This is a genomic window from Zhouia amylolytica (assembly GCF_900116365.1).
Taxonomy (GTDB): Bacteria; Bacteroidota; Bacteroidia; order Flavobacteriales; family Flavobacteriaceae; genus Zhouia; species Zhouia amylolytica.
In genome coordinates this window covers 190,632-213,078 of record NZ_FPAG01000001.1, presented here as the reverse complement: position 1 = coordinate 213,078, position 22,447 = coordinate 190,632, and the positions used below count along the sequence as shown (strand labels likewise).

Here is a 22,447-nt window from a genome sequence, read left to right as displayed (position 1 = left end):
TAATTTAGGGTTTAAAATGAAAATGGGTCACTGAAAAGCCAAGGCTAGACTTTTTTGTTACTTTTTTTGGCGATGAAAAAAAGTAAAGAAAGTTTAAAAAGAAGTTATAGGGGATGTTACTTTTTTATTTATAATCTTAGTTTTTGTTTTATAAGGTATTCATGAATGCAAAGCATTTGGCAATGCAATTGCGTAGCACATCATGAGATCCTAAACAAAACAATAGAAAGCAGCGCGAATAAAAAAGAACAGAACATTGTATTGCGATAAATATAACTATCACCGAAAGATTTGATTCAATAAAAATGACATATGAACCCAACTTGGAAAACAGGTAATCACTAGATTCCGCAATAAATGCGGAATGACACTAGTAAGAATACAAATATTTATGACTAACTAATACAGTTAAATTTACATAAAGTTTGGTGGTGGAGCATTAAACCTCAGAACCATATTTCCCCTATTTTGCTAGGCATTTTTTAATTTCTTACAAGGTTCCAAAAGCTTATTTTTCGTCTGGTTGTAAATCCTAATTTTTCATAAAGTTTTATAGCTCCATAATTAGATTCTGCAACGTGTAAATACGGAGTTTTATTTTCCTTAAATATTTGAGTGGTGGTGTGTTTTATTAATTGTTTAGCGTAGCCTTTTCCTGTAAACTCAGGGTGGGTTACCACTGCACTTACCTCGGTAAATTTATTCATTTTCATTCGTTCACCGGTTACCGCTATCAACTTGTTGTCTTTATATATGCCATAGTAGTTCCCCAAATCCGATGTTTTACTTTTAAAGTATCCGGGCTGTACTAAATTTACCAGGTTAAACAAATCTTGTTTTTGGTTTATGGTTTTAAGGACTGTTATGCATTCAGTGCTTTCAAAGTCCAATGGTTCTTTGAGTAACATTTGATTACAAACCAATTCATTTTTGAGTTGTATTTTACTCTTGAAACTGGGTTTATCTCCAACAACATAAAAATGATCGGTTAATAAAGCGTATTTATTAATTCCGATGGAGGTGTTATCTTCCTCTGTGAATCCACCAAAAGGGCAATATTCTGGGTGATAAAATCTTATCTGATTATAAACCACGGAAAACTTACCGTGCTCTTCATTTAAAGAATACCATACAGGGTTATCTAATTTTTTTTCTTCTGGTTGCATATTTAATTGGAATCTATACCTAACAATTCAGTCGTATCTTTCGACTAAGATGTATAAAAGGTCATAACAGTATAATCTTTCTCAAAGGAACTGAATTTTCTTTATTATATAATGTAGGAGAATAGAATTTATAAAATTTTTAACCCTTTGGTTTATGCGAATCGTGCCTTTCCGCGAATGCAAGATTACAATCCAACTAACATATTTTTCAATCCAAAAGATTAATCAACAGATTCAGCAATAAATGCGGAATGACAGGCGTTGATCTCAACACCCTTCTACAATAGTTTCAGTATTTTTATTTAAATCGCCCTCATTTCCGACTTCGGGCCCCGTAGCTGCAGCCTGCGTTAAGAACGAAACGCTGTTTGAGAAGTCCTGATAAGGCTTCGAGTTCGTTTTGTTTAGCAGGCAAAGTGTAACGGGTGAAAAAGGAAATGCAGGCTAGCGTTTTTTGGTTCTTTTTTGGGCAATGCAAAAAAGAATAAAGAATAAACATGCCTTAAACATTCAGTGGGTAATTACCCATCAGGAAAAAAACCAATCAAGCATTGAATCAACAGATTCCGCAATAAATGCGGAATGACAGAAAGCAAGAAAAACAATTTCCCCCCTTTAGGGGGTTCAGAGGGTAAGAAATTGTGTTACGTGATTGCGAGCCTTGCGATAGAAAGACGTGGCAATCTCATCAATAGTAGTTGCCAGTCTGAAAAAGATTGCAGCACTTTACATTGTTCTGTTGGGGATAACAGTTTTTCTGGATTATTATAACCTTTATTCATTTTGCCTTGATGCAAAACGAATCAAAAAATCAAGAAGGTTTATAGGAAATTTTTGCTATCGCAAAACCGCTGATGTTTTCCCTGCGCCAGCTGGCTTGTTCGCTAAAACAGTTTACTAAACTGTTTATTACGCTCCACCCCATGCTTTGTTAGCTATCGCTAACGCACTTCCACTTGAGCCACAGCTATTTCATGAAAACCTTCGTTTAAAATGCTATAAAAAACTCCAAATAAACATCATTGCAATCCATGCAATAATAAGGCGTGGCAATCTCTTGAGGGAGAAATAGATTAAGTTTTGAGTGAAGAGATTCCGCAACAAGTGCGGAATGACATATAATAAATACTCTGATTAAACTAGTTAATTTCAAGAACCTACAAGCATTTGGATGATGAATTGTTCGGTATATTTATTTAAACCGCCATGGGCTTTGTAAGTGGGGACCCATTCATTGAAGAATCCGTATAAATTAAGCGCTGTTTGAGTCTGTTTTGGGAAACAGACGAGTTCGGTTAATTTAGGGTTTAAAATGAAAATGGGTCACTGAAAAGCCAAGGCTAGACTTTTTTGTTACTTTTTTTGGCGATGAAAAAAAGTAAAGAAAGTTTGAAAAAGAAGTTATAAGGGATGTTACTTTTTTATTTATAATCTTAGTTATTGTTTTATAAGGTATTCATGAATGCAAAGCATTTGGCAATGCAATTTCGTAGCGCATCATGAGCTCCTGTATAAAACAATAGAAAGCAGCGCGAATAAAAAAGAATAAAGAATAAAGAATAAAGAATAAAGAATAAAGAATAAACATGCCTTAGACATTCAGTGGGTAATTACCCATCAGGAAAAAAACGAATCAAGCATTGAATCAACAGATTCCGCAACAAGTGCGGAATGACAGTTAATGATTTCGACATCCTTTTACAATAGATTCCGTAATGAATACGGAATGACAAAGTAGTTCAGAATGACAGAAAGCAAGAAAAACAAATTCCCCCCTTTAGGAGGTTCAGGGGGTAAGAAATTGTGTTACGTCATTGCGAGCCTTGCGATAGAAAGGCGTGGCAATTTCTTGAGGGAGAAATAGATTAAGTTTTGAGTTAAGAGATTCCACAACAAGTGCGGAATGTCAAATAAAAAACGCTCTCCAATTCCGTAATAATACAGGAATCAAAGAGCGTTTATATGTTAATAAAGAAAGATCTAAAGCGACTCCTTCTTGTAATAAGATTTTAAATTAGTAAGCATGATCTCAGTCATTTCATCAAGAGCAATCTTACTGCTCCATCCCCAATCCTCTTGAGCAGCACTATCGTCAACACTATTCGGCCATGTATCTGCAATATCTTGTCTGAAATCCGGATTGTAATCCAGTTTGAAATCCGGAATATGCTTCTGAATGCTCACTTCCATATCTTCCGGAGCAAAGCTCATTCCGCTTAAGTTGTATGACGAACGTATTTTAACAGCCTCTCGATCCGCATCCATGATACTGATGGTAGCATGAATAGCATCATCCATATACATCATAGGTAAATAGGTGCCTTGATCTAAAAAGCTGGTGTATTGCCCGTCTGTTAATGCTTTGTGATAAATATCTACCGCATAATCCGTAGTACCACCACCAGGTAACGTCTTATAACTGATCAAACCAGGATACCTGATGCTTCGTACATCAACCCCATACTTGTTGAAATAATACTCACACCAACGCTCTCCCGCTTGTTTGCTGATACCATAAACTGTTGTAGGCTCCATGATCGTACGCTGTGGCGTATGGTCTTTTGGAGTAGTCGGACCGAAAACAGCAATCGAACTTGGCCAGAACACCTTCTCGATCTTCTTATCGCGAGCCAGGTTCAGCACGTGAAGTAAAGAATTCATGTTCAGATCCCATGCCTTTAATGGATGCTTCTCCGCAACCGCAGAAAGCATCGCTGCCATTAAATAAACATCTGTAATATGATGTTTTTCAACAATCTTCTCAATAGCCGCGCTGTCAGTAGCATCTAAAATTTCAAAAGGACCGGCCTGCATTAATTCCTCATTACCTTCACGGATATCTGAAGCAATTACCGCGTCTTTACCATATCTATCTCTTAGTGCAACCGTTAGTTCAGTTCCTATTTGCCCGCAAGCACCAATAATTAAAATATTTGGCATTACCTGTTGTGTTTTAAAATATGGACGCAAATTTAGTCATTACATTCAGATTATGATACTATTTCTTGAAAATATCTATACATCAAGCCTTAAAAAGAAACTATACGAAATAAATAAACCGTTGTTTAGTTTCTTTTTGCGGAGTCTCTAAAGTTTAAAAATGTACTATATTCGCATCTATGAATAGATACATTGTATTAGTATTACTGTCATCCTTCCTCATCGTATCATGCGGTAATAAAAAGGATACAGAGCAGGGAGCAGAACAAGGAGAGCAACAGGAGGTTGCAGCCAAGCAGTCTGTACCCGAAATAATGACTTTTGATGCCAGCGTTCAGGAGCAGATAGGGGAATGGGAAGCGTGGGAACTTTTCAATGAAGAAATGACCAAGTTCCAGAAATTACAAGCCGATAACCTATCCTTGTCCTTAGATGAACTTATCAGGTTAATGGAGGAATTGGAAAAATCAGAATTCCCTGAAAAACTACAGATCCCTGCAATTAAAAGTAGACTGTTAGTACTAAAAACATTCATTCTGAAAACAAGATCCGTGTCTGACGACCAGGGACGAGATAAAGAATTAAACAACCTGCAAGTTGCCGTGGTTACCGCTTATAACGAACTCGAAGCACAGATGGGTGAAACCTTCAGAGAAAAAGCCTATGAAAAGGTGCTGCAAACCATTGACTCTATCGACCAAAAAATAGAAAAAGCTAAAAATCAAAATGAGCAGCCTCAGTAAATTTATTTGCCTGGTATTACTGGCATTACCCTTCAGTCAGCGGTCACAAGCCCAAGAAAAAGAGATCAATACCCTTATAGACGCCTGGCATCTCGCTGCCGCAGAAGCCGATTTCGATAGCTACTTTTCAAAAATGGCCGACGATGCCGTCTTTATCGGAACCGATCCCACCGAGAACTGGCAGCTCGAAGCCTTCAAAAAATTTGCAAAGCCCTTCTTCGATAAAGGAAAAGCATGGAGCTTTAAGGCGCTCGAAAGAAACGTTTACCTGGGTTCCGATCAAAATATCGCCTGGTTCGATGAATTGCTCGATACCCAAATGAAAATTTGCAGAGGCTCCGGCGTTCTGAAAAAAGTAAATGGCCAATGGAAAATAGCACATTATGTACTCTCCATTGCCGTACCAAATGAAAATGTTGACCAGCTCATACAAATCAAAGAAAACTTTGATAATAAGTTGATAAACAGTCTGAAACAATAAGGACTTTTGATGAGAATTTTCCTCATAAACATCTGTTAATTTCTTGAAGAACTGGAAAGTGAATTAGGTTTTTGTTTACATTGCATACAACTAAAATCTAATCACAAATTATGAAAGTTAATTTTCTAAAGCCCGTTGCCCTTGGAGCACTAACCATCGCAACAGTAGTGGCTTGTAAAACAGATGCCAAAAAAGAAGAGGTAGCTGTGGTAGAAAAAATTCCTGGTATCAACCTTGAACTCATGGATACCACAGTAAGTGCAAAAAACGATTTCTTCCGTTACGTAAACGGAAAGTGGCTTGACGATACCGAAATTCCACCAAGTAGAGCATCATGGGGAAGCTTTTATGAGCTTCGTCAGAAAACAGATGAAGATGCCCTTAATATTCTGAAACAAGCAGTAAACGATCCCAACCTCGATCCTAATTCCGATCAGGCGAAAGCAGTGTATCTGTTTCAATCCATTATGGATACTGTTTCGAGAAACGAGCAAGGTGTAGCGCCATTACAACCGTATTTAGATAAAATAAATGCCATAGAAGATATCGACGGCCTACAGGCATTTCTCATAGAAATGGAACCAAAAGGAGGTGCAGGTTTCTTCGGATTTGGAGTAGGAGCAGATGCCAAAGACAGTAACAAAAACAGAGCCTCTATAGGAGCGGGAGCCTTAGGTTTGCCAGACAGAGATTACTACCTTTTAGAAGATGAAGATTCTCAGGAAATCCGTGATAAATATACAGCCCACATAACCAGAATGCTTCAGTTTATCGGATACGATGAAGCGACAGCACAAAAAGAAGCAGCGCAAATTCTGGCGTTCGAAACCAAATTGGCAGAACCAAGACTCGATAAAGTGCAACGAAGAGATCCGAGTTTAACCTATAATCCTACAGCCATTTCCGATCTTCAGAAAATGGCCTCGTCGGTAAACTGGAAAAATTACCTGGACGGTATCGGAGCAGCGAGTGTCGATACAGTAAATATCTCTCAACTAGACTATTTTAAATCCCTTTCTAATACAATTTCTAATAATAATATCGACGATATTAAAGCGTACCTTAGATGGACAGCTTTAAATGATGCTGCATCCGTATTATCTACAGAGATCGAATACGCAAATTGGGAGTTCTATAGCAAAACACTCAGAGGAGCTCAGGAACAACGTGCTCGAGATGAAAGAGCTTTGCAAACGATCAACTGGACCTTAGGAGAGGCACTGGGTAAACTCTATGTAGAAGAAGTATTCCCGCCGGAAGCAAAAGCACAGGCGGAAACAATGATCCAGAATATCATTAAAGCCTACGAGACTCGTATAAACGCCTTGCCTTGGATGGATGAAGAAACCAAGAAAAAAGCTATCGAGAAACTAACCAAGACCACCATCAAAGTAGGATACCCTGATGAATGGAAAGATTACTCTGATCTCGTAGTTAAAAGTACCAAAGATGGAGGTTCCTACTTGCAAAACGGATTGAATGCAGCCGAGTGGAACTTCAAAAGAGATTTGGAAAAGCTGGGGAAACCGGTCGATAAATCAGAATGGTTCATGGCGCCACAAATTGTGAATGCCTATTACAATCCTTCGTATAATGAAATCGTATTCCCGGCAGCCATCCTGCAACCACCATTCTTTAACTTTACCGCAGATGCAGCAGTAAACTATGGAGGTATTGGAGCCGTAATAGGTCACGAGATCTCTCACGGATTTGATGATAGTGGGGCCGATTACGATGCCGATGGAAACCTGGTAAACTGGTGGACAGATAAAGATCTTGAAGAGTTTAACCGCCTTGGAGATTCGCTAGCAGCTCAGTACAGTAAAATAGAAGTGCTTCCTGGAGTACATATCAACGGTAAATTTACCCTAGGTGAAAATATTGGAGACCTGGGAGGGGTAAATGCCGCTTACGACGGACTCCAGATTCATTTAAAAGAAAACGGGAACCCTGGAGAAATAGATGGGTATACTCCTGAACAACGTTTCTTTATGTCCTGGGCTACTGTATGGAGAACAAAATCCAGGGATGAAGCCTTGAAGAATCAGGTGAAAACCGACCCGCATTCTCCGGGACGCTACAGAGCTACACAACCATTATTAAATATTGAGGCCTTTTACGATGCCTTCGATATTACAGAAAATGATGGCATGTACCTGGCTCCTGAAGAACGTGTGAAGATCTGGTAATTGAAAAAAACATAAATAAAAAAACCGAGCTAAAGCAGCTCGGTTTTTTTATTTAATACGAAAATTATTATTGCTTGTCTGTAGCTTCAGGAGTAGCAGGAGCTTCTTTTTGCTTTACTAAGATCTCTCTGATTTGCTGCGCTAATTTGAAATTAGGAGCGATCGCCAAAGCTTCGTCTATAGTCGCTATAGCAGTGTCCAATTGTGATTTGTCCTGGTTGTATTCATACAATCCCTTCTGGTAGATGAACGCTGCTTTGATCGGCACCTGGTAAGGAGGATTGCTCTGGTAAAAAGGTAACATTTCATCATCTTTTGCATTGGCAATACCATAATCAAGATATGTTTTTGCTTCAGCCGTCTTCCCGATCTGAAGGTTCAGGTCCAGTAGGTCATAAGCCAAATATACATCAGGCTTTCGGCCAAATAGAATATCGTATTGCTGAACAGCCAGTTGTGGTTGGTTTAAAGCCTTAAGTGCTGCAGCTTTTACTTCTACTGCCAGGTCCGAGGCCTGAGGATCCTTTTCAGTTCCTAAAAGTTTTACTGCTTGTAAGTTCTGACCGCTGTTGGCATAATAATAAGCTAAGGTATCCGTGCGTTCCTGACTCGGATTAAGAACGTTTAAATGAGTAAGCGCATTAATAGCCCCTCGCATATCACCCTGCGTTTTCATTTGCTTATAATAAGCTTCGTAATGTGTCTTTAGTTCTGTGTTAGATTGTGCAGCAGCACTGAAACAGGCCGTACCTGCAATAAAGACCAATAAAAATTTCTTCATTTTAAATATTATTGATTAATGAGTTCAATTTGCGCTAATAGTTAACAGCTTCCAAAACTATTAAAATATTTGAATTATTTTCCAAATGATTTGCTAAAGCTTTAAATGTCAGTTGTAAACTGATAATTCAATACCTCGATCACCCTGTCAGAGGCAATTGTCTTCCCCGATGATTCACGGCTATGATTAAATTGTGGCGGTTCAAGGTTCTTTTCCACTGCCTTTTGATGATAATAAGTTTCCTTAGAAGGATGCCTGGGATACGCCACATTAAAGTTCGTATTCCAGTGTTCACCTTCAACTATTTTTATGAGAATACCTATGCAGTCATTCTGATGCACCAGGTTCACCGGAGCCTCCGGATTCGGAAGGTTTTCTTTACCCGAAAGAAAGTTAGCAGGATTCCGTTCATCGCCAATCAACCCACTGAATCTAACGATAGTGGTTTTAAAATTGCTTTGTTCGTTTAGAAAGTCTTCAACTTCTACAAGTTGCCGTCCACTCTCAGTGGTCGGTTCACGACGACTTTCTTCAGTAATTACCTCCTTACTATTGCCATAAACCGAGGTGCTGCTCACAAAAAGTACTTTTTTAACTGCCGTCTTTTCAATGGCTTTAATTAGGGTCTCGATTTTTAAGACATAGTTTTCCGCAGAAGCCCTTCTGAGCTTGGGAGGAACATTAATGATGATGGTCCCAACACCCTCGAGAAATGAATCCATATCCCCTTCGATATGATCTTCGTGTAGCGCAATCTTAAAAGGGGTGATTCCTGAATCCTTTAAGAGATTGATTTTGTCTTCAGATGTGGTCGAGCCATGAACAAGATATCCGCTTTTAACGAATTGTTTTGCCAGCGGAAGTCCAAGCCATCCACAGCCCAATATGGCTATTTTGTTATTCAATACGAATTGTTTTTTTAATTATAATAGCATCGTTTAGAACAAAAGGCATCGGAATAGCATCGGAAGCCCTTTGTGGTATGTTAAAATCAATGCCGTTTAATAGATCGTTAGAAGACTCGTACAACGTAATTTCTATAGGTTCATTCACCTTGGAAACCAAATAGAGTTCCGTGTCTTCATTGTGGCTAATATAATGCGTAAGTAAACGATCGCCCCTATTTTTAAGGTAGTTTTTATCAAAAACAATTCCATTTGCACGACATTCAATAAATGGAGTCGATGAGAAAAGCTCTAATCGATTCACATGGCGATGAGGAGTAATACAAATCTTTACATGACGCTCATTATTGATCACCGTATCCTGCTTCATCCGAATGTCTGGTAGGTCAATATTTTTTACCGGTGCTTCCGAAGAATAAGTGAAACCGGTTTTATATTTACTACTGAAATGATGCCCTTCCGTAGAAGTCACCCTGTCATCCGTAATGTATTTTGAAGTCCACGAGTCCAGAACTGTATTATAAGTGTTCCACGTGGCCTTATTAGCATCGGCATCCAGCAAATAAACCAGGCTGGTCGGATTTGGTCTGTTCTCGTCAAACCCTGAATGCATGTGAGCTTTCCCGAAATAGAATATGGCTATGATGAAAAAGATAATGGCTAAGGTTTTCTTACTCTTGTAAAACCCGAAGACCGAAAGGCTCAGCCCAAAGATTAAAACGGTTAGTAAACTGCTGGCAATTAAAATTTTTAATCCTAACGCCACCGGAAACATCTGAACAAATGGTGCAAGGATGAAAAGTCCCGGAATAGCCAAAAGAGTCAACAATAAGATACTGGGCTTCTCCTGACGTAATAAGATGCCAAAGGAAACCAGTGTAGCGATAACAGGTATGATGAAAAAACTGGCACCTTCCAAATTGAAAGCTACATAGCCACATATAACCAGCCAGAATAAAATGGGAGCTACCAGAAGATTAACAGGTCGTACCTCCTTAATCATGCTGTATATGCCAAAACAAATAGCAATACTCAACATCCCAAAAAATGCGATATAGGAATGACCATTATAAGTAAATCCATGTAAAATGTCATTGTACTGTGGGTAAAGCCCTTTTAATAGCGGCCAGGCATAAAAACCAATAAGCGCTGATAAGGCAACGGCAGCAACAAATGCCAAAAAGCCTATGCCGACCTCTTTTAAAACGATCTTTTTGCTTCGGATGCCTGCTATGATTAAGCCGATAAAGACCAAAACAGAAAGAATGAGCATCGGTAAGATCCAGCTGAACGGATAGGTTACCATCTTAAAAAAGGGGACGTTAAAAAACACAAAGTCCGTATCCGATTTAAGATCACTTAGATTTTCCTGACTGAAATAATTTAACAATGGCATAAGGTAACTGCCCTGATGTTCCAGCGTGTTACGATCCAGACGTTCGTAATTGTCCATCGCCGTATGATAATCAAAATGATCGTCTATAAAAGCAAAATTAAAACCGTCAATATCAGCGTCCTCTCTGAAAACAGTAAGATCTGTATCGTTAGGAAGCTTCTTGTAAATGCTATAGGCCAGGGAATTGGCTACCGGGAATTCCGGATCGGCCTCAACGAAATGCTCGATGAGTTTCGAATTACTTCCGTTGGTTTCCATAAGCATATAGCTCGGTCCACCGCTACCCCGGGCTTCAAAATTCAGGATTACCCCGATGTTTTCAGTCCACGGATGTTCATTAACAAAAAGCTGAGCTCCGTTTAAGCCGAGTTCTTCAGCATCAGTGATGAGTATAATGATGTCGTTTAAGGGTTTTTTGTCTGTAGCCAGGTAAGCCCTAACTCCCTCAAGAATGGCAGCAACGCCACTACCGGCATCACTAGCTCCCAGTGATGAATGCGGATTGCTGTCGTAATGAGTCATCAAGACCAGCGAGCGCCCGTTACCGGTTCCTTCAATTTTTGAAATAATATTGGTCGCCTTACTTAAATTCCCCCAATCACCCCCGGTATATCCCTCTTGCAACTCAACTTTAAGTCCAAGTTTTTGCAGCTCCGTTACAATATAATCCCGCACAACTTTATGATTCGCTGCCCCGACAAAATGAGGTTCCTTCGAAATTTGGAGTATGTGAGAAAGCGCACGTTCCGTCGAAAATTGATCATCAGGGGTAGTGGACTTAGAAATGCTCTGAGGCATTAGTGAATGAAAACTCCAGTAAGTGGCAAGTACAATAAGAAAAAAAGAGAATACAGCGGAAAGGTTCTTCATCTGGTTTTTTTTATAAAGTTATCAAAATTTTGAGCTTTGATTAATTTTTATTTATTTAATACGTTAAAATTCAGTAAATTTAAAAAGCTAACCAAACTATTTAAAATGTAATACTATGGGGATTAAGAGTTTTCAAGGGCCGAGAGAAGAGGTAAAAAAGGAATATAAAGCGCCAATATTGGTAGAGGATTATATGACGAAGAACCTTATTACATTCAAACCGGAACAATCTGTTCTGGAAGTAATGGAGCTGTTTATAAAGCATCGCATTTCCGGAGGACCGGTAGTGGATAATATGGGAAATTTAGTCGGTATAATTTCAGAAGCCGATTGTATGAAGCAGATATCAGAAAGCCGATATTTCAATATGCCTATTCTGGAAAAAAATGTCGAGCATTTTATGACAAAAGATGTGGAAACCATCAGAAACGATGTGAGTATATTTGACGCTGCATCCCAGTTTTATAAAGGACACCGAAGAAGGTTTCCGGTAGTGGAGGATGGGAGACTTGTCGGTCAGATAAGTAGAAAGGATATCGTTAAAGCCGCACTGCGTTTAAGCGGTCAAAACTGGTAAAAACTGATATTTGTACAAAAATACTTTATCAACCGTTTCGTTTCACAAGCATATAATAATCATGATCCAAAGGGAGGTAGCCTAAGTCGTATACGAAGTAATAGGTGGTGCCGCTTTTGGTATGATATAGGTTTGTGACATATTCAAAGTCAAAGCCTTTGTCTAAAAGCATCGACTTGGTCGTCTTGCGTTTTCCGTTCGGATTCAATTCCTCGAGAATTCGATAGTTCTTTTTAAGTCGATTGTTAATGTTCCTGATGAGGTTTTTACTTTTCTTATTTAACCTGTTGTTATAAGCATTACGGCAATAATCATTGCAAAATTTCTTGTCAGCTCTGCCATTTATTTTGGTATTGCATTCAAGACAAACACGCTCCATGACTATTTCTTTTTGTAATTAAATACAAGTTCAGAAAGTGCACCCGATTTATCTTTAGAGGCCACATAAACAATCATTTCCCGAGCACCCCGCTTTTCAAAGGTTAGTCCGTCGAAATAGATGCGATTCCCCGATTTGGAAATAAACGGAAAATCAACAGTTTCATCTTGCTTTTCCCATCCGTGAAGATGCTTGTCAAAATGCTTTAATTGTAAAAGGAGAGAATGGTCAACTTCTTTAATATAACCAAGTTCGTAGAATACCACTTCATCATTGGCGGTAAGCTTAAAGGAAAACATCATGGAGCGACCCATAGGAGCACTCCATATTTCCTCTGCAGTTCCGCCTAATGCTGCGCCCTGCCAATACCCTTCAAGCCATGCTACCTCCTCAATACTTGCCTTAACAGGAGTGTGATCCTCACTTATAGTTAAAGTGTTGGCAGTTTGTGAAAACGCATAAAAATTAAGTAAGCAAAGTACAACAGTGGCCTTAAACTTCATTTTGTCATGGTTCTACATGACCCCAGTTTTCTCCCGATTTGATCCGGTATAATTGCATTTCAGATATTCCAAATTGTTTGGCAATAAGTCGCAATCGAGTTCGGCGATTGGGGTCGTTAATTTTTCTTTTGATAAGCCTTACCTTGGCTTCGTTCAGCTTGCTGTAGGTAGGCTTCGTCTTTTGACGCTCCTTAGCAGCGATAACTTTTGGATTTTTGCTATTGTGCTTAGTCAATTCCTTTTGGGTTGCCCACTCCAGGTTCTGCACAAAATTATTGTCCTTGACAAAGTCTTTGTGAATAACAAACTTCTTTTCCTCAGGATTCTCTAAGAATAATTCCGCAACAGCCCTATGAATAAAGATGATCTCATTTTTGCCATCTTTCTTAATTGCTGTTGTGGCAGGATATCCACCAACCTTTCCAGGTTCTAAAAGTTTTCCGTCCGGATCCGCTTTGTAGCTGATGATCCGACCGTAATTGGAGACCTTATAACGTTCGTTTTTCTTCCAAACGTCTTTACTGAGGTCTTTCCAGATCTCATTCTTTAAATTAATAATCATTATTTCAAGGTTTAAGGGGGTCCTAAAAATACAAAAAAAAATATGAATTATAACCGACTACAAACGTTTACAATCGCTTATAAACGAAAGTAACTGCTTATTATACGATTATCATAACCCACCTCATTCATATTTGCCTAACGAAACCAGAACAAATAATAGTTCATTTAAATTTTTATATCATGAAAACACTTAGAAACAGAGTACAACTCATCGGAAACCTCGGAAACGATCCGGAAATTATTAACCTTGAAAGTGGCAAGAAACTGGCCAAATTTTCCATAGCGACCAATGATAGTTATCGAAATGCTAAGGGTGAATTAATTCAGGAAACGCAATGGCATAATATAGTGGCCTGGGGTAAAACCGCTGAAATAACAGAAAAGTACTTGAACAAAGGAAAAGAAGTAGCCATCGATGGTAAATTAACTTCCCGCAGTTATGAAACTAAAGAAGGCACAAAACGTTACATTACCGAGATCAGTTGCAATGAACTTCTGATGCTGGGTAAGTAATTGGGGTTAGTTGAGAAAAAGGGTCGTGTGGCAGCACGACCCTTTTTTGTTAAACTAAACAACTAACTAACGATAAAGCATGTTAGACTTTACCTTTCTGTATATACTGTCATTATTTTTCTTAAACTGTAATTCCACGGTATTCCAATCAGTCGCCCATCCTTTTTTGATATTGTTGATATACAATATCTGCAACTTATGAAAACCTTTCTGCAATGCGATCATACCTTGTTTTGGGTGTTTCCTGATACTGTTGGCATTGTCTATAACTAAACTGTCACCAATCCATATGCGATCCTGTAAACTGGAAAAGGTGTACAGATGTTCTTCCGGGATTTCGATCATACCCTCCAATATCACTGCCTTAAATTGGGTCGAATCGATAGAATGCCCCCAATAATAGGTTTTGTTGGCCGCGGCTAATGAATCTATAACCCCCGCGCTTTTGAATAATTCCGGATTAATCTGATCCGGATCATTGAAAATGCCTTTGGCAATACTCATCTCAAGCCCCTGACCCGCAGGAATCGTATCTAAAGATGCCTTTGGTTTGGTTTTAACGATCTTAAATTCATTTACTAAACTTACCTTTCCGTGATCTAGTACAGACGCTATTTTTAAAGTGGTATTTTTCTTAAAGGTGAAAGGCCCCTCGTATACCTGGCTATCCATCGTTGGAGAGGTGCCATCCGTGGTATATACCATCTTTACCGGCTGCGTCGTATGAAACGGGATCGTAATACTGTCAAGGAACTTTAAAGTCCTGGTTTCAGGCCCCTCTGGTAATGGAATATGATAATTAACCTCCAATGCATCCAGCTTTGGATATAGCTGATTTAACCTCTTTAAAAAATCTTCGTAATCGTGCTCCCTACTCCATAAGGATTCAGAAAGTGCAATGGCTCGGGGATACATTAAATAAGCTAACATCGAATCTTGCTCCACATATTCGGTCCATACATTGGCCTGAGCACCCAAAATATGATGTTGCCTGCTTGCCTCAATCTCATGAGGGATAGGATCGTATTGATATACCTTCTTTAATGGAACATCGCCCCCGAAAGCCATGGGCTCCACATTGAGATCACCCTGGTAAAAATTTAAATACAAATAACTGGAAGGAGTCATAATAACATCATGGCCCGCATTAGCAGCTTTAATGCCTCCTTCTTCTCCCTGCCACGACATGATATTAGTGGTCGAAGTAATCCCGCCCTCCAGGATCTCATCCCAACCAATCATCTTCTTATCATGCGCATGAAGCATTTTTTCTACTTCAGCCATTACATAACTCTTTAATTCATGCTCATTGGCTAAGCCATACTGTTTCATTTTTTGCTGACATAAAGAACATAACTTCCATTTATCCGTAGGAGTTTCATCTCCACCCATATGATAGTATTCATAAGGGAACATAGTAGCCATTTCATCGATGACCGTCGACATAAAAGTATAGGTGTCCTCCTTTCCGGCACATAAAATATTTGTCTCTACACCCCATAAGGTTCTTACCTCATAGTGCTTAGGGGTACAGGCTAAATTTGGATAAGACGCCAGAGCAGCCATCATATGACCCGGGATATCAAATTCCGGAACCACATCAATAAATCGTTCCCTGGCGTAGTTCACTACATCTTTGATCTCTTCCTGAGTATAGTAACCCCCATAAATAGATCCATCGTCATCTTTGCGCTTAGAACCGATTTCAGTTAATTTCGGGTAGGCCTTTATTTCCATTCGCCAACCCTGATCGTCCGTAAGGTGCCAGTGAAATTTATTAATCTTGAACATAGAGAGTATGTCAAGGTGTTTCTTTATAAAGGCAACCGAATAAAAATGACGCGATACGTCTAACATTAAACCTCGCCATTTAAATGCAGGTTCATCAATGATTTCAGTTGCCGGTATTTGATAGTTTATTGCTTCATTCGGAATGCCTCCTGTGCTCATTGGGAGCATTTGTAGTAAGGATTGTAACCCGTAGAATACCCCTCGTGGAGATGGAGCTGCAATGCCGATTTTGTTTTTTGAGATTTCTAAATGATAACCCTCTGGACCTAAGCTTAGCGAAGAGTCGATTTTCATTTCGATCATATTATTACTGGCATCATTTGCTCCGATCGAAAGCCCGTGCAGTTCTTTAAGCTGTTGTTTGAAATGATCCGCTATGGGTACTAACTTCAGATCCTCAAAATTATAAGATGTTTGGTTCGATAAGAAAAAGTGTCCTTCCTTTGGTGTAATTTGGTTGGGTTGGGGTATGATGTTGATGTCGTCAACAACAACAATATTGCGATCCTCTGTACAGGAAAATACAATGAGTAATAGCAATAAAGACAGAAAGAACAATGAATACTTTTTCATAATGAAATGGTTAGACTATTTAAAATAGGTTTTTCGGTATTTTAAGATAGTACTTTTTTTAATCAGTTGAATAAGAGGCAAGCTGTGTAACCTGCCCCTTATTAGATATTATATTTGAGTGCTACTTCAATTAAAAGTTAGAATTACCGGTGTCCCACCATAACCTGGTGCCTCCGTTATCCGGTCCTTTCAAGTACGAAGTAGCAATGTCAACATTAGCACCATTGGTGTTCTTCTCACTGTCGACAAAATTGATTCTTCGAATTTGAATATCAGTGTCGATTGTACCACCACTGTTGTTAACTACCACAGGAAATACCTGCGGATATCCGGTTCTTCGGTATTCGCTCCAGGCTTCCTGCCCGTCAGGAAACATCGCAATCCATTTCTGGGTAATAATCTGCTCTAATTGTTCTTCTAAGCTTCCCGCTTCGTTATAGGCAATCGTTACCGTACTCGGGTAACTGTAGTCATTGGCTGCATTTAAAGCATCGACAAAGTCGGCAGGAGTACTGGTGTTATCAGCTAAATAATTGTCAACTCCGCCAACACCGTGTTGTTCGAAAGAAGCTCTGACACCATTTTCATAATTTGTTTTAGCATCTCCGGCACCAGCCCAGCCTCTTAAAGCAGCTTCAGCCTTTAAAAAATGAACCTCCGCCGAGGTCATCCATACCTTCGAAGTACCTTGTATAACTTCCCCGATCTTTGAATGACTCCCGTATTGCGACTTGGCCTCGATCTCGATCCCCATTCTGATTCCTTTGTAATCGCCCAATGAAGGATCCTCAGGTGCAGAAAAATACTTTTCGATACGACCGTCATTGAATCCTTTTAAAATAGATTCCATCTCCGAACTCATACAAATATCTCCCCATACATTACTGATGGTCTCTATCGGATGCACAAAACCGCCCATATCTACTTCCATGTCTTCGGATGCTAATAAACCCGCATTGCTGGCCAGGGCCTTTTCTCCCTCAGTTTTCGCCAGGGCCGGATCCACCTTAGAAACGCGTATGGCCAACCTTAATCGTAATGAATTAGCGAACATGCGCCACTTGGCAATATCTCCCTGAAAAGAAGACTGATCGAAGTCGACGAATTGACTGCTGCCTACTTCAGACTCTAAGCCTGATATAGCAGCATCAAGATCCGTAAAGAATGCCTTATAAGCAGTTTCCTGAGAATCGTATTCCCCTGAAGTGGCAAATTCATTGAACTTAGAATAGCGAATAGGTCCGAATACATCAGATACACGATGCATGGCCATCACCTTGATGATATTGGCCAGGTGAACAAATTTTTCGCCACTTGTGTCTCCCGATGCCGCTACAATGTCATTGATGTCTTTCGCATGAGGCATCACCCCGTTTCCGCTATTTGAATCATAGGCATCGATCCAGATGAATCCGTTCCACCCGTTTACCAGGCTATAAGTCTGATTATTGATGTTACCGGCAAAAGGAGTGGGAGCCGTCATATAACCCGAAAATACATCCGCATTTAAATTTTGCTGTAACTGATAGTTCCATGCAGGTTCAACACGAATGACATTAGCAAACATCGGTGCGAACTTAGTCCCGATATGATTGTTACGCTGTGTTAAACTTTCTAATGTAATTCCATAGGGATTTGAATTGGTGTCTTCAAAACTATCAGTACAATTGGTTAAACTGAGTACCGCTAAAGAAGCAAGTGTATATTTTATTATATGATTCATTTTCTTAGAAATTTACGTTAATGTTTAACCCAATACTTCGCGTAGAAGGCTGGTTGTAGATATCGACACCTTGTAATCCAATACCGGTACTGGCAGCAATATTAGGGTCGAATGGAGCATCTTTATAGAAAAAGAAAAGGTTGTTGGCAATAAGAGAGAAATTCATGTTCTGAACAAAACTATCTTCAATGTTCAATCGGTATCCGATAGAAAGTTCGCGTAAGCTTACATTGGTAGCATCGTAAACATATTCTCCTAACATACCGTCTCTGCCGCCAACAGCATTGTAGTACTCTTGGGCCGACAGCTGAGAAGGAGCCCCGTTTTCATCAACTACGTCGATCATACCTCCGTTAGTGTTTCTCGCATTTGCGGTAGCCTGCGAAACTCCGTACTTGTCATTCACTGCCTCGGTAACACTCATCACATCACCACCAAATTTTCCGTCGATAAGGAAGCTGAAGGTCCAGTCTTTATAATCAATTGAGTTATTCCATCCTAAGGTGAAGTCCGGTTGCGCATGAGCTACCGTTTCAAAGTCTGTAGCCATTAAGGTACCTGAAGCGTTGATCACAGGGGTTCCGTTCTCATCTCTTACCACAGATCGCGCTTTAATACTACCGAAATCTTCCCCCTCTATTAATGAATATTCATATCCGTTAACCCCGCGAGCCGTAATGATAGCCTCACCATCCTGTAAAGAAGGGTGTACCGAAACAACTTTGTTGTCGTTCTGAGCAAAATTGAAGGCAGTATTCCAGCTGAAATTGTCATTAACAATAGGCTTTCCGCTTAAAACCACCTCAAACCCGTTATTGGTGATCTCACCTGCATTTACGATGTTCTGAGGATAACCATAAGGGTTTGGCTCTGCTTGAATGAAGAAAATCTGGTTAAGTGTTTTAGTGTTGTAGTAGGTGAAATCAATTCCCAACCTTCTCTGAAAGAAATTCCATTCCGTTCCGATCTCGAACGATTTTTGTCTTTCCGGTTCAAGTGTTTCTCCTTCAATAGGAGCAAAAGGAGCCGGACTCACACCAGTGTTGGTAGCATTGATACCGTACAACGGTACCGTAGCATAAACAGGAATGTCTTTACCAACTTCCGCATATGAAGCTCTTACCTTGGCAAATGAAACCGCTTCCGGAAAAGAGATCATTTCAGTCAAAACACCCGTTAACCCCACAGATGGATAAAAGAACGATTCCGAATCCGTGTTAACAAGCGTCGAAGACCAGTCGGTTCTACCGGTAACATCTAAAAATAAAAGACCTTTATAGTCAAAATTAGCGGAAGCAAATATCGATTGTACCTCGCGGTTTCCAACCGATTGATAAATGTTATTCGTGTTTTCGAAATTGGCAATATTAAATACATTCGGATAGTTAAGTCCTAATCCATCACGACCTGAATCAAGGTAAACCTTGTCACCAATACGATACTTGGTCATGCTGGCACCTAATAAAGCAGTAAGAGAAAAATCCTCTGATAGATCACTCCCATAGTTTGCAATAAGGTCAATATACTGCTGCGTATTTTCTGTTTTTTCCAAAATATACCTTCCGTTTTCTCCCGAGTTAACTGGATCAGTTCCGGCATATTGCCTTTTGTCGAATGTATAAAATGACTTGTCCAAACTACCTCTCGATTGTATGGAAAAGGCATCGGTGATTTGATATTTAACCGAAGCATTCGCAAGAACACGCTGGGCGATATCCTTACTCGGACTGCGATACGTTAACCAATAAGGGTTTTGCTGTATGTTCTCATCAAATGACGAAGCATATTGGTCCATCATGTTCGTCTGGGTGTTGAAATATTCGAAGGTGTCCTTGTAAATATCACGATCGATACCAACAGGGTGTAAATAATGTCCGGTTAATGAATTCGAATACAAACCATTGGTAGGTCGGTTCCAGATGCGTTGGTCTGATAAGTTAATACTCGCAGAAACGTCGATCTTGTCATCTAAGAACTTCGCAGTTTCCCGAAGTGTTATATTATTTCTCAATAATCGGTTTTCAGGAATTACACCACTGGCAGAAGTATTGGCATAAGAAAAATAAGTCTGTGCCTTTTGGTTTCCTGCCGTCAATGACAATGCATTGATTGAAGTATACCCGGTATTGAAAAAGCTTTTGGCATCATTGCTCAAGCCGTCAGCCTTCGCTCCCCATGATTTAGGATCCGTAACACGCCCGTTCTCGGCAATAGGCTGGCCCACCGAAGCAGATTGATATTCCGACTGAAGCTCAGGTAAAGACATCACATTATCAACAGTGAAACTGGTGTTGAAGTTCACTGAAAGCGCTCCTTCTTTACCGCGTTTGGTGGTAATTAAAATAACACCATTGGCACCCTGACTTCCATAAAGCGCCGAAGCAGATGCCCCCTTTAAAACAGTCATACTTTCAATATCATCAGGATTGATTAAAGACATGGCATCACCACCATCCCTGTTTCCTGTCTGACTTCCGAAGATGTCGGTTCCGGGTTCAGCTCCGTTAGAACCATTCCCGTTGTTTAACATCGGAACCCCATCGATAACATAAAGCGGATCATTGTTCGTCGTAGAGGCATTACCCCTTAATACAACCTTCACAGCACCCCCTAAACCTGAAGAACTCTTGGTGATGGTTAAACCTGCAGATTTACCCGATAAGCTGTTGATTGGGTTGGTCTGTTTTACTTTGGTGAGTTCATCACCTCCTACTTCCTGGGCCGAATAGGTCAGGGCTTTCTTCTCTTTAGATATTCCAAGAGCCGTTACAATAACACCCTCTAATTGCTGGGCATCCTCCTGAAGTTGAATATTAATAGTACTGTTATTTCCAACAACGACTTCCTGGGTCTTCATTCCGATAAATGAAAACTTAAGTGTTTCGCCTTTTGAAACATCTATGGTGTAATTCCCGTCAAAGTCCGTTTGCGTACCGTTAGTGGTCCCTACGATAAGGATGTTTACCCCTGGCAAAGGACTGCCATCGAGGGCCGATGTTACCACCCCTGAAATGGCCACTTCCTGAGCAGACAAACAGAAGACGGAAACAAAGAATAAAATAGTTGAAGCTAAGAAATTTTGTTTCATATTGTTTGGTTTTATTTGCTCCAAAGTAGGGTAACCCCCATGCTTAAAAATTTTTTTTATACAAACGACAACGTTTTCGTAATAAACAACAGCACCTTTTGGACATTGCGTAAATGGCATTTTTTATATTTTTCACTTTTTTGATTTATAGCACGTATAGTTGTATATTTTCACCTCATTTGCTGATGAAAACTTAATATTTTGTTCATTTTTATTCATATTTCTCAATGAAAGATCAAGTCGCCAATAGAACCATCCCCATGAAATATCACTTGTATTTCTGGATTGCCTATTTCCTTTTTAATGTGGTGCGCTGGGGAAGCTATTTCGATGATTACTGGTACTCCTTTAAATCAAATCTGGTTGAGTTTCCCTTACATATATTGGTGGTCTACTTCAATATTTATTTCTTGATCCCCAGGTTTATTCTGAAAAAGAAATATTTAGAATATGCCATCCTCTTCGTTATTTGCCTCGGAGCCCATTACGTAATTAGATCCGGTCTTAACTTTTGGTTGGTTACCGAAGATATCTGGCCCGAAGCGGAAGGCGGACAAAGACCGTTTGGGTTTAACCATATTGTAGCCGTAGTGGTTGGAGAATTATACGTGGTCGGACTAACATCAGCCATTAAATTCTTCGCTGATTATATTTATGAACGAAATAAAAATCAACAACTAAGAGAACTGCAGTATCAGACAGAATTAAAATACTTGAAATCGCAAATTCAACCGCATTTTTACTTTAATACACTCAATAACCTATACGCGCTAACGCTTAAAAAATCCTCCCTGGCATCAGATGTCGTGCTAAAGCTCTCAGAAATAATGCAATACATTATATATGATGCCAATAAAAAGAAAGTAGACCTTATACAGGAAATCAATTACATCGATAATTATGTTGAACTGGAGAAGATCCGTTTTGGTAATTTGGTAGATATAAATATCGGTATCAGTGGAGATATTGATAATATAAAAGTCGCCCCGCTGATCTTTCTCCCGTTTATCGAAAATGCTTTTAAACATGGACTAAGAAACACCAATGGGATGACCCTGGATATCGACTTTGAAAGACTCGACGGACAGTTGCTTTTTAAATGTAAAAACACCTTCAATGCCAATGCAAGATCGAACAATTTAAATGGAATCGGAGTTAAAAATGTCGAGAGAAGATTAGATATTTTATATGGGAATAAGCATAAGTTAGATATATTTGACAAGGATGATACATATGAAGTACTGTTGCAAGTACCAATAAAGTAA

The 22,447-nt window shown here is 39.5% G+C and carries 17 protein-coding genes; 6 read left to right on the top strand and 11 right to left on the bottom strand.

Annotated elements, in window-relative coordinates; all coding sequences use genetic code 11:
- Window positions 1–482 precede the first annotated feature (482 nt).
- The gene (locus BM361_RS00890; protein WP_074976313.1) at window positions 483–1,166 is read right to left on the bottom strand and encodes a GNAT family N-acetyltransferase; all 684 of its coding nucleotides are present in this window, start codon (window positions 1,164–1,166) and stop codon (window positions 483–485) included.
- Window positions 1,167–3,146: 1,980 nt separating this feature from the next.
- The gene (locus tag BM361_RS00885) at window positions 3,147–4,106 is read right to left on the bottom strand and encodes an NAD-dependent epimerase/dehydratase family protein (RefSeq protein WP_074976312.1); all 960 of its coding nucleotides are present in this window, start codon (window positions 4,104–4,106) and stop codon (window positions 3,147–3,149) included.
- Window positions 4,107–4,285: 179 nt separating this feature from the next.
- Between BM361_RS00885 and BM361_RS00880 the strand changes: the two genes are divergently transcribed.
- The 3 genes from BM361_RS00880 (at window position 4,286) to BM361_RS00870 (ending at window position 7,519) form a co-directional block, all read left to right on the top strand.
- Window positions 4,286–4,849 carry a hypothetical protein gene (locus tag BM361_RS00880; protein ID WP_074976310.1) on the top strand — a complete coding sequence of 188 codons (564 nt, stop codon included), beginning with the start codon at window positions 4,286–4,288 and terminating at the stop codon, window positions 4,847–4,849.
- The gene (locus BM361_RS00875; protein ID WP_074976308.1) at window positions 4,833–5,330 is read left to right on the top strand and encodes a nuclear transport factor 2 family protein; all 498 of its coding nucleotides are present in this window, start codon (window positions 4,833–4,835) and stop codon (window positions 5,328–5,330) included. Before BM361_RS00880 ends, BM361_RS00875 begins: the two co-directional genes overlap by 17 nt.
- Window positions 5,331–5,440: 110 nt before the next feature.
- The gene (locus tag BM361_RS00870; protein ID WP_074976307.1) at window positions 5,441–7,519 is read left to right on the top strand and encodes a M13 family metallopeptidase; all 2,079 of its coding nucleotides are present in this window, start codon (window positions 5,441–5,443) and stop codon (window positions 7,517–7,519) included.
- A gap of 67 nt (window positions 7,520–7,586) precedes the next feature.
- On the opposite strand, the gene BM361_RS00865 is transcribed toward BM361_RS00870, so the two are convergent.
- From BM361_RS00865 to BM361_RS00855, 3 genes are all read right to left on the bottom strand, one after another.
- Window positions 7,587–8,300: a hypothetical protein gene (locus tag BM361_RS00865; protein ID WP_074976305.1), complete on the bottom strand. Its 714-nt coding sequence runs from the start codon at window positions 8,298–8,300 to the stop codon at window positions 7,587–7,589.
- Between the two features lie 101 nt (window positions 8,301–8,401).
- Window positions 8,402–9,205 (bottom strand): NAD(P)H-binding protein, encoded by an 804-nt coding sequence (locus BM361_RS00860; RefSeq protein WP_074976304.1) that lies wholly within the window; start codon window positions 9,203–9,205, stop codon window positions 8,402–8,404.
- A complete protein-coding gene (locus BM361_RS00855) occupies window positions 9,198–11,471 on the bottom strand; it encodes a M28 family peptidase (protein ID WP_074976302.1) in 2,274 nt (757 codons plus the stop codon). Before BM361_RS00855 ends, BM361_RS00860 begins: the two co-directional genes overlap by 8 nt.
- Before the next feature lie 115 nt (window positions 11,472–11,586).
- On the opposite strand from BM361_RS00855, the gene BM361_RS00850 reads away from it, so the two are divergent.
- Entirely contained in the window at window positions 11,587–12,048 is a 462-nt protein-coding gene (locus tag BM361_RS00850) for a CBS domain-containing protein (protein WP_074976300.1), read from the top strand.
- Between the two features lie 28 nt (window positions 12,049–12,076).
- Here BM361_RS00850 and BM361_RS00845 read toward each other — a convergent pair whose 3' ends face one another.
- From BM361_RS00845 to BM361_RS00835, 3 genes are read right to left on the bottom strand one after another with little or no spacing between them, the layout of a single operon-like run.
- Window positions 12,077–12,427: a hypothetical protein gene (locus tag BM361_RS00845; protein WP_038268790.1), complete on the bottom strand. Its 351-nt coding sequence runs from the start codon at window positions 12,425–12,427 to the stop codon at window positions 12,077–12,079.
- A gap of 2 nt (window positions 12,428–12,429) precedes the next feature.
- On the bottom strand, window positions 12,430–12,930 hold the full coding sequence (locus BM361_RS00840; RefSeq protein WP_038268792.1) for a DUF6265 family protein: 501 nt from the start codon (window positions 12,928–12,930) through the stop codon (window positions 12,430–12,432).
- A 4-nt stretch (window positions 12,931–12,934) separates the two neighbouring features.
- On the bottom strand, window positions 12,935–13,492 hold the full coding sequence (locus BM361_RS00835; RefSeq protein ID WP_038268794.1) for an NUMOD4 domain-containing protein: 558 nt from the start codon (window positions 13,490–13,492) through the stop codon (window positions 12,935–12,937).
- A gap of 182 nt (window positions 13,493–13,674) precedes the next feature.
- On the opposite strand from BM361_RS00835, the gene BM361_RS00830 reads away from it, so the two are divergent.
- Window positions 13,675–14,007 carry a single-stranded DNA-binding protein gene (locus BM361_RS00830; protein ID WP_038268797.1) on the top strand — a complete coding sequence of 111 codons (333 nt, stop codon included), beginning with the start codon at window positions 13,675–13,677 and terminating at the stop codon, window positions 14,005–14,007.
- A gap of 66 nt (window positions 14,008–14,073) precedes the next feature.
- Here the strand turns inward: BM361_RS00830 and BM361_RS00825 are convergent, their stop codons facing one another.
- The 3 genes from BM361_RS00825 to BM361_RS00815 form a co-directional block, all read right to left on the bottom strand.
- A complete protein-coding gene (locus tag BM361_RS00825) occupies window positions 14,074–16,371 on the bottom strand; it encodes a family 20 glycosylhydrolase (protein ID WP_074976298.1) in 2,298 nt (765 codons plus the stop codon).
- Window positions 16,372–16,501: 130 nt separating this feature from the next.
- The gene (locus BM361_RS00820) at window positions 16,502–18,094 is read right to left on the bottom strand and encodes a RagB/SusD family nutrient uptake outer membrane protein (protein WP_074976297.1); all 1,593 of its coding nucleotides are present in this window, start codon (window positions 18,092–18,094) and stop codon (window positions 16,502–16,504) included.
- 4 nt (window positions 18,095–18,098) lie between these two features.
- Entirely contained in the window at window positions 18,099–21,182 is a 3,084-nt protein-coding gene (locus BM361_RS00815; RefSeq protein ID WP_074976295.1) for a SusC/RagA family TonB-linked outer membrane protein, read from the bottom strand.
- 227 nt (window positions 21,183–21,409) lie between these two features.
- Between BM361_RS00815 and BM361_RS00810 the strand changes: the two genes are divergently transcribed.
- Window positions 21,410–22,447, top strand: coding sequence for a sensor histidine kinase (locus tag BM361_RS00810; protein ID WP_074976293.1), 1,038 nt, complete (start codon window positions 21,410–21,412; stop codon window positions 22,445–22,447).

Bases quoted from the DNA above. Each gene is read 5' to 3' on its own strand.
- BM361_RS00890 (WP_074976313.1), bottom strand. From the start codon at position 1,166: ATGCAACCAGAAGAAAAAAAATTAGATAACCCTGTATGGTATTCTTTA.
- BM361_RS00885 (WP_074976312.1), bottom strand. From the start codon at position 4,106: ATGCCAAATATTTTAATTATTGGTGCTTGCGGGCAAATAGGAACTGAA.
- BM361_RS00880 (WP_074976310.1), top strand. From the start codon at position 4,286: ATGAATAGATACATTGTATTAGTATTACTGTCATCCTTCCTCATCGTA.
- BM361_RS00875 (WP_074976308.1), top strand. From the start codon at position 4,833: ATGAGCAGCCTCAGTAAATTTATTTGCCTGGTATTACTGGCATTACCC.
- BM361_RS00870 (WP_074976307.1), top strand. From the start codon at position 5,441: ATGAAAGTTAATTTTCTAAAGCCCGTTGCCCTTGGAGCACTAACCATC.
- BM361_RS00865 (WP_074976305.1), bottom strand. From the start codon at position 8,300: ATGAAGAAATTTTTATTGGTCTTTATTGCAGGTACGGCCTGTTTCAGT.
- BM361_RS00855 (WP_074976302.1), bottom strand. From the start codon at position 11,471: ATGAAGAACCTTTCCGCTGTATTCTCTTTTTTTCTTATTGTACTTGCC.
- BM361_RS00850 (WP_074976300.1), top strand. From the start codon at position 11,587: ATGGGGATTAAGAGTTTTCAAGGGCCGAGAGAAGAGGTAAAAAAGGAA.
- BM361_RS00845 (WP_038268790.1), bottom strand. From the start codon at position 12,427: ATGGAGCGTGTTTGTCTTGAATGCAATACCAAAATAAATGGCAGAGCT.
- BM361_RS00840 (WP_038268792.1), bottom strand. From the start codon at position 12,930: ATGAAGTTTAAGGCCACTGTTGTACTTTGCTTACTTAATTTTTATGCG.
- BM361_RS00835 (WP_038268794.1), bottom strand. From the start codon at position 13,492: ATGATTATTAATTTAAAGAATGAGATCTGGAAAGACCTCAGTAAAGAC.
- BM361_RS00830 (WP_038268797.1), top strand. From the start codon at position 13,675: ATGAAAACACTTAGAAACAGAGTACAACTCATCGGAAACCTCGGAAAC.
- BM361_RS00825 (WP_074976298.1), bottom strand. From the start codon at position 16,371: ATGAAAAAGTATTCATTGTTCTTTCTGTCTTTATTGCTATTACTCATT.
- BM361_RS00820 (WP_074976297.1), bottom strand. From the start codon at position 18,094: ATGAATCATATAATAAAATATACACTTGCTTCTTTAGCGGTACTCAGT.
- BM361_RS00815 (WP_074976295.1), bottom strand. From the start codon at position 21,182: ATGAAACAAAATTTCTTAGCTTCAACTATTTTATTCTTTGTTTCCGTC.
- BM361_RS00810 (WP_074976293.1), top strand. From the start codon at position 21,410: ATGAAAGATCAAGTCGCCAATAGAACCATCCCCATGAAATATCACTTG.